The organism is Nostoc sp. S13 (assembly GCF_029379315.1).
Classification (GTDB): domain Bacteria; phylum Cyanobacteriota; class Cyanobacteriia; order Cyanobacteriales; family Nostocaceae; genus Nostoc.
Genome location: NZ_JAQYWQ010000028.1, coordinates 13,615 through 25,678, shown reverse-complemented (window position 1 = coordinate 25,678; position 12,064 = coordinate 13,615). Strand labels below are relative to the sequence as shown.

Genomic DNA, 12,064 nt, shown 5'->3' with positions numbered 1-12,064 from the left:
AGATTTGCGCTTGTTAAAAACTTTATGACTCGGCTAACTCAAAATTGAATAGGCAATGGGGCATCAATGCCCAATGCCCAATGCCCAATGCCTAACTTGAAGTTACCGAGAAAGTGTTTCTATGATCGGACGGACTAGCCAATTAAAACCAACCTTGAGTTGATGGTCTAAAGTTGGCAATCTATATAAATAGGCAATACGCCGGGCGACGTATCCCAAGCGGCCATCTAGTTTAATTCCCAAACTCGTGAGAGTGGCGTTGTCTATTCCCAATGCCATCATTTCTCCTAGCTGTTGGTAACGGAAGGGAAGGAGGGGGCGATTAGTCAGAGTTGCCCAGATATTCCAAGCAGTATAGTCAGCTTGTTGAAAAGCTGCTTGTGCGGTAGCAGGGACTTGCTGCCCTTCAGCATCATGACAGTCTGCTAAATCTCCCAATGCAAAGATTTCTGGATGATCAAGGACTTGCAGATTAGATGTAGTGCTAATTTGACCACGCTGATTTTGCTTCAGGGGAAGAGATTTCACTACGGGCGCAACCTTAGTTCCCACAGTCCAAATTACCAAATCCACGGGAATCGTGTCTACCTGGTTTTTGTACTCTAGGGAGATGCTATTTTGTTCTATTAATTCTATTTTGGTTTCTAAATCAAGAAACACACCACGGGCTTCTATTGCTTTCTTTGCTGCTTCCCGGTTAAACTCTGGGGAAGTTCGCAAAATTTGGTCAGCAATTTCAATGATCCGAAAGCGTCCTCTTTCCCCTAGTCTGTCGGCTAACTTACAGGCTAACTCTACACCACTGTAGCCAGCCCCAACGATCGCCACCCGAATTTTATCAGCATCCGATTCTTCTAAAAACCGCAGGCGTTCTTCCAAACGATAGGCATCAGAGATTGTGCGGAATGTATAGGCGTAGGATGTTGCACCAGGGACTAAATCTAGTGGTGTCTCACCTCCTAGCGCCAGCACTAATCGGTCGTAAGGGATTTCCGGCCCTGACTGTATATTTACCCGTTGCTGGTCGATGTCAATTCCAGACACAACCCCTTGATAAAAACGCACCCCTGTGCCTTGTAAAATTTCTTCAAAGGGTGGGGCAATTTCCCAGGTTTGCAGTTCGCCAGTAAGTAATTCGTAAAGTAAGGGAGAGAATAGGAAGCGATCGCTTTGATCTACCAGAACAATTTCGGGTTTTTGCGTAGATTCCCAAGGTAACTGGCTTAAGCGCAGGGCTGTGTAGAGACCACCAAAGCCTCCACCAAGGATACAAATTCTAGAAGTTTGTTGAGTCATCTATTCTATTTATGGAACAGTCAATGCTAGTTGGGCAACTAACTTCAGTCTATTGACACTCTCAGCACGTTTGGTGACTGAGATTCTTGGTTCAACGAGATCACTTAGCTTAGACCCCTTGCAGTATCTAAACCAGAGGTGGTTCTTTCCCCTTCGCGCAGCGTCTCAAAGAGAAGCTTTAACTTTCGGTATGCCCTACCGTAGTTGCACTACTGCAAAATTTGTTTTAATTCTAATGCTGGTTGCCCGATTCCTGTGAATCTTTCGCCTACTTTCAGGTACTTTCCTAAATACAAAAAAGCAATCGGAACAACAAAATAGAACCCCCTAGATTCAGTTGTCTTTTTTACAAAAGGCTACGCCAACGCGTTACAGTCTCCCCGAATCCCAAAGGGAGAGGCTAGCGCCTACCGTAGGATGCCCGAAGGCTTTAGGGAGAAGGAGAGACATCTGCGTGTTAGGCAGCAATAGGGTTTTTAGACAGGTTGATTACCCTTCCTGCTAAAATCATTCTAGCAAAAACGTCGGCGACTAAAGTGAGTCACTCCCTTGCGGGGGTTCCCCCATTGTGGAAAGTGGCGTCGCACGAATCGCACTCTCAGCCTAAAGGAATTGAGCTTTACGCTTATTGGAAAACTTGTAAGTCAAAGCGGACTTTTCCAAACCCCCCAAAGTTTTTGAGTCATTAGTCATCAGTTAAACATTAATTTCGATATTTAGACAAAATCTCTCCCCTCGTATTCTTACTTAGTACTTGGAAAGCTCAAATTGGATTCTGATACAAGCAAATATAAACTAAAATAAACTCTCAATAAATTTAAAATTATCACCTTATATCTGTGTTACAAGAGTTTTCAAGTGTAAGTATATTTTCAAAAGCTTTTAAGTTTGAAAAAACAGTTCCCTAAGTACATCGTGGCGGAAGTTTGCCTTGTTAGCTGGATTTACGCCGTGCTGTACTAAAAATTTGGCTATAGAGACCAGTTATTTTTCATACATCTGACACAATGCTGTTTACAACAGCGTAATAGTTCATGCTCTTTAACAAAACTCAGTTCTGAATACTGAGCGAGCAGTAGAAAAAATGCTCAAGACTCCTGTTAGGAAAAAGACGAGTCTTGAGCGCAATATTTATACACCTGAAAAAAATCGGAGTAATCTCAATGTCTCTATTTACGGTCACTAACACCAACAACGGTGGTACAGGTTCACTGCGGCAGGCAATTCTAGATGCCAATGCTCTTACAGGAAGCGACATCATCGAATTTGGTGGACTGTTTACTGATGCGATCGCTCATACCATCAGTCTAACTGGTAGTAGTCTAAGTATCACAGATAACCTTACCATTCAAGGCACAAGTTCGAGCTTACTAACTATTAGTGATGATAGTGCTGACCGTGTTTTTGACATTGGCAGTGGTGTAACAGCTGCAATCAACGGGCTGACTATTACCAATAGCTACAAAAACGCCGGAGGAGGTGGTGCCATCTCTAATGAAGGCGTTTTTACCTTGAGCGACAGCATCATCACTGGCAACTCGGCTGAGAACGGAGGCGGCATTTACAACTCTAGCTCTGGCAGCTTCACTGTCAACAATAGCACCATCACTGGCAACTCGGCTGCGGACGGAGGCGGCGGTATCTACAGCGAAGGCACTATAACCGTGAGTAATAGCACCATCAGTGGCAACAACGCCAGCAACGGCGGCGGTATCTACAGCTCTAGTACCCTATCGGTGAGTACCAGCAGGATCAGTGATAACTCGGCAGGCCGCGACGGCGGCGGCATCTACAGCTCTAGCATCCTTACCGTGGATAATAGCACCATTAGCGGCAACACTGCGGAATACGACGGCGGCGGTATCTATGGTTTTGGCACTATAACCGTGACTGACAGTGTTATTAATAACAACAGCGTCAACTTCAGATCCAGCTACTACGGCGGCGGTGGCATCTTCAGTTCTGGCATCTTATCAGTAAGTAAAAGTACCATCAGTGGTAACAGTGCGGATTACGGCGGCGGTATCTATGGTATCTATGATGGCACTATAACCGTGAGTGATAGCACCATTAATGGCAACAATGCCAGCGACGGCGGCGGCATCTACGCTGGTGTCACCCTATCAGTGAATAACAGCACCATCAGTGGCAACACTGCGTCATACGGCGGCGGTGGTATATATGATGGCGGTGGTATCTATGATGGCGGCGGCAATCTTGACGAAGGCGATGGCACTATAACCGTGAGTGACAGCACCATTAATGGCAACACTGCCTCATACGGCGGCGGTATCTATAATGGCGGCGAGACAGACGGCGGGCCTAATATAATTGCCGGTACTATAACCGTGAATAACAGCACCATTAATAGCAACACTGCGTCATACGGCGGCGGTATTGCTGGTTTTGGCACCATAATTGTGAGTAACAGCACCATCAGTGACAACACGGCAATCGAAGGCGGCGGCATCTATAACCAAGGCTTTATCATTCCCGGCTACCATTCCCCGGATCTTCTCGGATATGGCACCTTTAAGGTGAGCAATAGCACTATCACTAAGAATCAGGCATCCACTGGGGGCGGCATCTACAATAATGGCAATTTATCGGTGAGTAGTGACAGCATTATCAGTGATAACGATGCCAAGGACTATGGCGGCGGCATTTACAACTCTAGCTCTAACGAATACGACGGCTACAATCAATTAGGCATCGTTACTGTGAGTGATAGCAGCATTACTGGCAATCAGGCAGGAAAAGCCGGTGGTGGCATTTACAATAATGGCAACGATGGCGGCGACATTTATGGGTCTACCGTTAATAACGGTAGCTCTGATAAATTAGGCATTATTACTGTGAGTGATAGTACCATTAGTGTTAATCAGGCACCCCTTGGTAGTGACATCTACAATAATGGAACTCTAACGGTAGACATCAGCATTATCAAGCTCAATAACGCTTTCGGGATCGAACTCAGTTCTGATAATTACAAGATAGAGAATGGTACTATTTACAACTCTAACTCTGGCACTATCACAGTGAAATCCAACAAGGCGATCGCTTATAACTCTCCTGATAATAATGTGGTAAGTAACACTATCCCCAACATCGCTATAACCTGATTGGCAGCCTCAGGGGGAATCCAGGCTTTTATACTAACCCTTGGGTGATAACCCTCAATATATTTGGTTTTTGGCTTAACCAAACCGTATTCATTTGACTCCTGACCGGAGAAGACAAAAAACGTCTCCGGTTTTGCTCCGACTTCCTGCTTCTCCAGTTATATAACGATTGTCACGGTTATATAACTGGAGATTCGCTATAGTTAACGGTTAACAGGCAATGGCTAAAAGGAGTTAAAGAGATGGAAATTAAGCCAACTGACCCATCGCTAGCACTCATAGAAATTCCCCCTGGCTATCTCAACATTATGGGTTACGTTGATCAGTCAGAAGTTAATGGCCCTGGTTGTCGTGCAGTCCTTTGGGTGCAAGGTTGTCTTCGTGAGTGTCCTGGCTGCTTTAATACTAACTCCTGGTCATTTGAAGCTAATCAATTGATTGCTGTTGATACTCTTGCCGAGAATATTCTCAGCAATCCCCGCAATATGGGTGTAACGTTCTCTGGTGGAGAACCCTTTTGGCAAGCAACTGCACTAGCATCTTTAGCTCGGAAGGTAAAAGCTGCTGGGTTAAATGTAATGTCTTTTACTGGGTTCACTCTTAAGCAACTACAGTCTCAATCGGCGCCGCCAGGTTCTCAAGCATTGTTAGAACAACTTGATATCCTGATTGATGGGCCTTTTGTAGAATCTCTGGCAATTAATTCTCCCAACTCTCCAGTTTCTTCTAGTAATCAACGAGTTCGGGTGTTAAACCCAGCTTTTCAAGACCAGATTACTTGGGCTAGCGACCAGATAGAAATCCACATCCTCAAGGATGGTGGACGCATTGTCACAGGTTATCAAGGTGGGCTGGAATTGACGTAGTTGGGCATTGAGTATTGGGCATGGGGCATGGGGCATGGGGCATGGGGCATTGGGCATTGGGCATTGGGGATGGAAAGTTAAAATTTAAAAGTTTACCCTCAGAAGGTCAACTTCTAGCCTCAGAAGGTCAACTTCCAGCCTCAAAAGGTCAACTTCCAGCCTCAGAAGGTCAACTTCCAGCCTCAGAAGGTCAACTTCCAGCCTCAGAAGGTCAACCTCCAGTCTCAAAAGGTCAACCTCCAGCCTCAAAAGGTCAATGTTCAGCCTCAGAAGGTCAATGTTCAGCCTCAGAAGGTTAACGTTCAGCCTCAGAAGGTCAACGTTTAAATTTTAACTCCCTCTCCCTCCTATCCAATGCCCCATGCCCAATGCCCCATGCCCAATGCCCCATGCCCAATGCCCAATGCCCCATGCCCCATGCCCAATGCCCCATGCCCAATGCCCAATGCCCAATGCCCAATGTCCCATCCCCAATACATCTATGTTTGAGAAGGATTATATTTAAAAAAAATACATATCTAAATTTGATTAGACCATTTCAGACAATTTTTACTGAACACCGTGTATTTTGGGCTGTTTTACTCTTTGGTACAGCGCTGGTGGTAACGCTAGTGCTGTCGCTTTCTCAAGGAGCAGTACCCTTAAATATGTCGGAATTTTCGCAAGCCATTCTCCGCAAAGGTGATCCGGTTAAACAGACAATTCTCTGGGATTTGCGTCTTCCACGGATTACAGCTGCTCTGATTGTCGGCGCAGCCTTGGGAATGTCAGGGGCACTGCTGCAAGGAATGTTACGCAATAGTCTTGCTGATCCATTTATTTTGGGCATTTCGGCGGGTGCAGGATTAATTGTGATTCTGATGATCGTGTGGCAAATATTCCCGATCGCAATTCCTCTAGCAGCGTGGATGGGAGCAATTTTGACTTCAGCGATCGTGATTTTGATCGGTCGTTCGGGGTCGGGAATTTCTGTTGAGCGGTTGATTTTAGGCGGAGTGGCGGTGAGTTCTTTATTTGGTGCTGTCCAAAGTACATTGCTGCTTTTAGCTGAAGACGGTCAAATTCAAATTGCGCTGAGTTGGCTGGTTGGTAGTCTCAATGGACGGGGTTGGCAAGAAATTGCCACGGCTGGCCCTTACATCATCGTTGCATTGATCGGGGGATGCTTGCTGGCGCGATCGGTAAATGTGCTGGCTTTGGGGGATGATTTGGCTGTGGGTTTGGGGGTTTCGTTGGTGCGATCGCGCCTATTAATTGGTGGTGTCGCCACTCTATTAGCCGCAGGTGCAGTCAGCATCAGTGGTTTGATTGGATTTGTTGGTCTTGTTGTTCCTCACGGTGTCCGCCTGATCGTTGGTACAGATCATCGCTTTGTTCTACCACTTTCCGCCCTTGCCGGTGCATGGTTACTGATTTTTGCAGATTTACTCTCTAGATTAGGAGCAGTAGAATTACCAGTTGGTTCCGTCACTGCCTTGCTGGGTTCACCCTTATTTATCTGGTTACTTTACCGTCGTTCTGCTGGGTTTAATAAATAACAACAAGCCCGGAGAAGACAGGAAAGCTCTCTGGCTTGGCACTGCGTGTCTACGCTTTTATCAAAACAAAATTCTTTTTCAACAGTGAATCCAAAAGTACTTTCCTAGACTCATTTATTTACTTGCATTTATGCCAATTACCCCGATGATTATTAAGGCGATCGACATAAGTTTGATGAATGTGGCAGATTCACGAAACCAGATAATACCAATAATAGCAATTAGGATAGTTCCCAATCCAGCCCAGACAGAATAAGCCACACTCACTTCAAGTTTCTTGAGAGCAAAGGTAAAAAAAGTAAAACAAAGTCCATAAAAAACAAATATTAATACCGAAGGAACTATTCTAGTAAATCCTTGCGATAACTTCATGCAAGTTGTGCCTGAAACTTCAAAAAGGATTGCTGCGATAAGGTAAATCCAACTTGTTAACATATCTGTTATCAGCAGTTTGTGAGGAATTTATTATTATCTCTGTGAAATTCAAAAAATACAACGGGTCTAGTTATTATAATTAGTCGCATGAATATACTAAATATTTGTAGGATACGCTACGCATAGCAAGCTTTAGTCGTAAAGGACGGGTAACACTTGTAGCTATGTTTTAAATATAATTGTTTTATTTCAAGTCTGCTTTTGTGGCAGTATCCCAATACAAGCAAATTTATCAAGATGATAGATTGTCATTGCGAATGTTGGCGCAGCCTCTTGTAGAAAAGCCTTCGCGGTAGCGTCTGCTAGAGTTGCCCAATGTTCGCGTAGCGTCTCGTAGTGAAGGAATCGCAACATCTAGATTTTGCGATTCCTTTACTCGATTTCATTACGTACCCTGCGGGAACGCCAAGGGCGAACGCAATGACAGCTGATGTTTTTACACATTTGAAATGCTCCCGCTTTTGTAGAGTTTACCGAACACAGATATTTGAAATTACCGTACTTGCTATTAAGTAGATTTTTAGTTCGGTAATCTTCCTAAATCAGGTGACAAAAACCGAATTTACACCAATTTTATTTTAAATATTATGAGAACAAAGCAAGGAATCAAATCCTCAATTGGTTCTATAGCAAAGATACTGATTATCCGAGGTAGAGATATGACATTAATACGTTGGAACCCCTGGCAATAATTTAACGCAATACAACGCCAATTCAATCGCTTCTTTGATGAAGATACTTTGCCAACTGCATTTTTCGATACAGGTTTATCTAGAGTTCCCTCTGCTGAGTTAAAAGAAACTGAAGATGCAATTCATCTGAAGCTAGAACTTCCGGGAATTGAAGCTAAAGACGTGGATTTGCAAGTTACAGAAAGTGCTGTATACCTAAGTGGTGAGCGAAAGTCGGAAACGAAATCTGAAGAGAAAGGTGTGATCAAAAGTGAATTCCACTATGGTAAATTCCAACGTGTAATTCCTTTACCTGCTCGGATTCAAAATACCAACGTCACGGCAGATTATAAAGATGGCATCTTGAACCTGACACTACCCAAAGCTGAAGAAGAAAAGAATAAAGTTGTGAAAGTTAATCTAGCATGATCTGGCTAATTTTCGCTTGATATCTGCTAGCTATCTATGAAGCTAAATAAAAAGCGCTCTCAAAAAGGAGAGCGCTTTTTAGTATGAATTATCCAGCTTATACAGATTTATTAGGAAAGTGCAAAATTTTAAATCTTGTAAAGTATGTTATTGCGTAGGATAACGCACCATTTCAGATTTTAGGTACGCTGGGACGAATGTCCTAACGCATCCTACAGAACTTGCTCTTGATTAAATCCACATTTGTTGGTTAAGCGTTAAGCGCATCTTCTTGATTCGTTTCGATTACACAGTCAGAAGTGGCATAGGCAACGCAGGTGAGAACCCATCCCTCATCAATTTGATCGTCGTCTAAGAAATTCTGATCATCTTGGTTAATTGTACCTGAAATTAGCTTCCCGGTGCAGGTAGAGCAAGAACCAGCGTTACAGGAATAGGGTAAGTCTAGCCCATTTTCCTCGTTAGCAATCTCTAGGATGTACTCATCATCAGGGACTTCAATTGTTTTTTCTCCATTTGGAGTACGTAATGTGACCTTGTAAGTTGCCATGTAACAATCCCTAACTAAATCTAAACTCTATGTTCGATACTACGGGTTTATGTGCAGCTAGTCTAGAGTTAAATGTGGTTGATTACCCTACATCTTAAAGTGCTTAGTGTGAACTAGAACTGAGAGTAAAAAATTCTGCGATCGCTTCACCAAATCCCTTAAATGAACTATAATCCGCAGATACAATAGAGACATTCATACCCAACTTTTGGGCGTTAGCAGTTGTATAAGGGCCAAAACATGCAATAATGCAGCCTTCATAATCCCTTTGCGAGTTGACCATTGTCAAAAAGCTTTCTACTTCTGCCGTGCTACTAAAGGCAATTACATCGATCATTCCTTGACGTATCAGGTTTAATTCAATACTGTAGATACTTGTGTCTAAACCCTGTGTAATATATGTGGGTACGCGAGTTATTTCTATGCCCAATTTCTGCAAATCCGTAATTAAATTGGGTACAACATCAGGCTCAGGCAAACCAACAACTTTTGGAGCGGGGATTAGCACTTTTTTCTTATGAATTTCGGGTAGTTTCGCTAGTTCTGCTACAATTCCGGCTGGGCTAGATTCTGTGGGAATTAAATCCACTTTGCCACAAAAAGACAATAAGCTTTCTGCGTCTTTTCCTAAAGCACATAAGTGGCATTTTTGTACCACTGATAGGGGAATATCTAAATCATTCATCCGGTGAAAAAATGCAGTGATGCCATTTCTACTGGTGAAGATAATCCAATCAAATTCTTCTATATGGACTAGAGCAGTATCTAACTTAGTGTAGTTTGATAAATAGCAGGTTTCGATAGTAGGCATCAAAACAGGTAAGCCACCTTGTTTGATGATTTGTTCAGATAACCTATAAGCATAATTTCTTGGTGCTGTTACTAAAATTCTCTTGCCATATAGAGGTAATTCTCTAGATGGAGTGAGCAGGTCGATTTCTGTTGATTGGGTGTACATTTGTTCGTCTTCCATTTGATTGCTATTCCACATAACAAACTTCTTTAATTCGTCAATGAACTTTTTTCACTTGTCAAAACCAAAAGCCCCGGCTGTATCGCCTCGCTCGTCTGATCCTATCCACAAACGAAATCATGGCGGCATCATTTCAGTCATCGGCGTAAAAACTACTTTCTTTGGGTTTGCCTCTTTGTTGGTATTCACCGCAGCTATCTCTTCCCGGATGGCCTCAGCCCACCAAGCGTCCAACCCTCAAAAGACTGACACTGGTAAGTCGATGAGTGAAAAACTTGTTGCCAACCTTCGACCCAAGCCTGATGAGGTGGTACAGCCCACGGTTCTCCCCGAAATCGGCAAATGGATGCTCAATCCAGATTTCACACCGGCTGACTGGTTAGGTGAAATCTACCACGGGAAGACCTTGAGGGAGCCGATCAATATCATCATTGTCGATCCAGTGGCAAATTCGCCCGAAGAAGCCAAGAATCGACTCATCGCGGCTTGTACAGCAGCAGGTTATCCCAGTCGTGAAGGGCACTCAAGTGGGTATTGGGGATACATCGACGAGCAACTTCAGGCACAAGTCCCGCAAACTCAAGATCATGCTTTTTCAAACGAGCCATATATCTTCAACAATAATCATGGCAGGATCTTCGGGCCTTATCGTTACAAAGGGGCGTATATTTTCATCGGCGCATTCAGCCGTGAGAAAGTGGTGCCGTTTTCAAAAATTAAGCACCAGTTCGTCTCCTTCAATCAGGCGCGGGATGATTTTGCCAAGAACATTAATCTAAAAACAGAGTACCAGATAAACGGGTATCTGAACTTAGAAAATGCGATCGTGAATAACCCAAAGATCACGACCGGCGATTATGACGGGATGGCTGTGTTGCTGAAGGCAAAAAAGTAGCTCTTTGTGAAAGCGGTAGATTCAAAGCGATAATGCCTTGCAGATTCTCGTTCATCCATTAGATATCTCCAGAAATTAAATATGCGTTATCTAGAACCCTTGTAGAGACGCGAAATTTCGCGTCTCTACATTTTTTTTCGGAGATGTCTATTTGTAACAAAATTATTTATATCTTGATTCAGCAACCCCAAAAAGCTGATATCAATCCTAGCCATTTTTCTAGGGTGAATTCTCCCCATTTTTCCGATGCCATCTGTGCATACAAAATAGCACGATATGAATATCTAAGAACGTTTGTGAATAAATCTTATGTCTTCATTAGTGGCTTTGTCCAACAGTTTAGCCGACACCGCAGAACAAGCTGGGAGTGCTGTGGTTGCGGTGAATGGGGGTACTCGTGTTTCCCCAAGTGGCATTCACTGGCGTCATGGCATCATTGTTACCTCTGATGAGTCTCTCCAGCGCTATGACGATATCACCATTACTCTATCAAATGGTAGCACTGCACCAGTAACACTCGTCGGTCATGACTCTAGCACTGATATCGCTGTTTTTAAACTAGAAAATGTCGAAATACCTGTAGCAAAAGTTGGCGATGCCAAAACGCTGAAAGTTGGTCATCTGGTGTTAGGACTGGCAAGAGGTAGCGAAGGTGACTTAAGGGCGGCGATGGGTGCAGTGAGTGTGGTTAGCGGTAGTTGGCGGAGTATGAATGGCGGGAATATTGACCAATTCATCCGCCCAGACATCACCCTTTACTCTGGCTTTGCAGGTGGGCCGCTCGTAGATGCTGCTGGTTTTGTAGTAGGGATGAATACATCGGGGCGGCGTGGTACTGCTCTGACTATTCCGACTGTTACAGTCGATCGCGTGGTTGACCAATTAGTAGCAAAAGGGCGCATTTCCAAGGGCTACTTGGGTGTGGGAATGCAACCTGTACGTTTACCAAAGAATCTGAAAACTGCTCTTAATTTAACTTCTGCAACTGGGGTAATTGTCGTTAATGTTGAGCCTTCTGGGCCTGCTGACAATGCAGGTGTGCTGCTTGGCGATGTTTTGGTAACGTTCGATAGCGTCACAGTGGGCGATACAGGTGATGTGCTGGGGCTACTCAATAGTAGCGATCGCATTGGTAAAACTGTCAATGTCCAAGTTGTGCGGGGTGGGGTGTTAGTTGAGTTAGCGATCGCACTTGGCGAAAGACCTACTAAGGAGGAATAATCCCAATTTGGGATGGGTTTAACTAACTCTGTCAAGATTTTCTCAATTTTCTATTCATTTGAGCTTCT

The 12,064-nt window shown here is 43.9% G+C and carries 12 protein-coding genes; 8 read left to right on the top strand and 4 right to left on the bottom strand.

Going from position 1 to position 12,064, the window contains the following annotated elements; all coding sequences use genetic code 11:
- Positions 1-102 precede the first annotated feature (102 nt).
- Entirely contained in the window at positions 103-1,296 is a 1,194-nt protein-coding gene (locus tag PUQ00_RS11680; RefSeq protein WP_300416265.1) for an NAD(P)/FAD-dependent oxidoreductase, read from the bottom strand.
- A gap of 1,163 nt (positions 1,297-2,459) precedes the next feature.
- Between PUQ00_RS11680 and PUQ00_RS11675 the strand changes: the two genes are divergently transcribed.
- The 5 genes from PUQ00_RS11675 (at position 2,460) to PUQ00_RS11655 (ending at position 6,822) form a co-directional block, all read left to right on the top strand.
- Positions 2,460-4,418: a hypothetical protein gene (locus PUQ00_RS11675; protein ID WP_300416263.1), complete on the top strand. Its 1,959-nt coding sequence runs from the start codon at positions 2,460-2,462 to the stop codon at positions 4,416-4,418.
- 242 nt (positions 4,419-4,660) lie between these two features.
- Positions 4,661-5,284, top strand: a complete 624-nt coding sequence (locus tag PUQ00_RS11670; RefSeq protein ID WP_300416261.1) for a 4Fe-4S single cluster domain-containing protein — start codon at positions 4,661-4,663, stop codon at positions 5,282-5,284.
- A 20-nt stretch (positions 5,285-5,304) separates the two neighbouring features.
- Positions 5,305-5,583, top strand: coding sequence for a hypothetical protein (locus PUQ00_RS11665; RefSeq protein WP_300416259.1), 279 nt, complete (start codon positions 5,305-5,307; stop codon positions 5,581-5,583).
- Between the two features lie 55 nt (positions 5,584-5,638).
- Positions 5,639-5,773 carry a hypothetical protein gene (locus PUQ00_RS11660; RefSeq protein WP_300416257.1) on the top strand — a complete coding sequence of 45 codons (135 nt, stop codon included), beginning with the start codon at positions 5,639-5,641 and terminating at the stop codon, positions 5,771-5,773.
- The gene (locus tag PUQ00_RS11655; protein WP_300416318.1) at positions 5,758-6,822 is read left to right on the top strand and encodes an iron ABC transporter permease; all 1,065 of its coding nucleotides are present in this window, start codon (positions 5,758-5,760) and stop codon (positions 6,820-6,822) included. Before PUQ00_RS11660 ends, PUQ00_RS11655 begins: the two co-directional genes overlap by 16 nt.
- A gap of 114 nt (positions 6,823-6,936) precedes the next feature.
- On the opposite strand, the gene PUQ00_RS11650 is transcribed toward PUQ00_RS11655, so the two are convergent.
- A complete protein-coding gene (locus PUQ00_RS11650; protein ID WP_300416255.1) occupies positions 6,937-7,257 on the bottom strand; it encodes a multidrug efflux SMR transporter in 321 nt (106 codons plus the stop codon).
- Between the two features lie 701 nt (positions 7,258-7,958).
- Here PUQ00_RS11650 and PUQ00_RS11645 point away from each other — a divergent pair.
- Entirely contained in the window at positions 7,959-8,357 is a 399-nt protein-coding gene (locus tag PUQ00_RS11645) for an Hsp20/alpha crystallin family protein (RefSeq protein ID WP_300416317.1), read from the top strand.
- 250 nt (positions 8,358-8,607) lie between these two features.
- On the opposite strand, the gene PUQ00_RS11640 is transcribed toward PUQ00_RS11645, so the two are convergent.
- Both PUQ00_RS11640 and PUQ00_RS11635 read right to left on the bottom strand, forming a co-directional pair.
- Positions 8,608-8,907 (bottom strand): 2Fe-2S iron-sulfur cluster-binding protein, encoded by a 300-nt coding sequence (locus tag PUQ00_RS11640; RefSeq protein ID WP_300416253.1) that lies wholly within the window; start codon positions 8,905-8,907, stop codon positions 8,608-8,610.
- A gap of 103 nt (positions 8,908-9,010) precedes the next feature.
- The gene (locus PUQ00_RS11635) at positions 9,011-9,880 is read right to left on the bottom strand and encodes a uroporphyrinogen-III synthase (protein WP_300416251.1); all 870 of its coding nucleotides are present in this window, start codon (positions 9,878-9,880) and stop codon (positions 9,011-9,013) included.
- Between the two features lie 55 nt (positions 9,881-9,935).
- Between PUQ00_RS11635 and PUQ00_RS11630 the strand changes: the two genes are divergently transcribed.
- Both PUQ00_RS11630 and PUQ00_RS11625 read left to right on the top strand, forming a co-directional pair.
- On the top strand, positions 9,936-10,775 hold the full coding sequence (locus PUQ00_RS11630; protein ID WP_300416249.1) for a hypothetical protein: 840 nt from the start codon (positions 9,936-9,938) through the stop codon (positions 10,773-10,775).
- A 309-nt stretch (positions 10,776-11,084) separates the two neighbouring features.
- Complete coding sequence (locus PUQ00_RS11625) at positions 11,085-11,996, top strand: PDZ domain-containing protein (RefSeq protein WP_300416247.1); 912 nt, start codon at positions 11,085-11,087, stop codon at positions 11,994-11,996.
- Positions 11,997-12,064 lie beyond the last annotated feature (68 nt).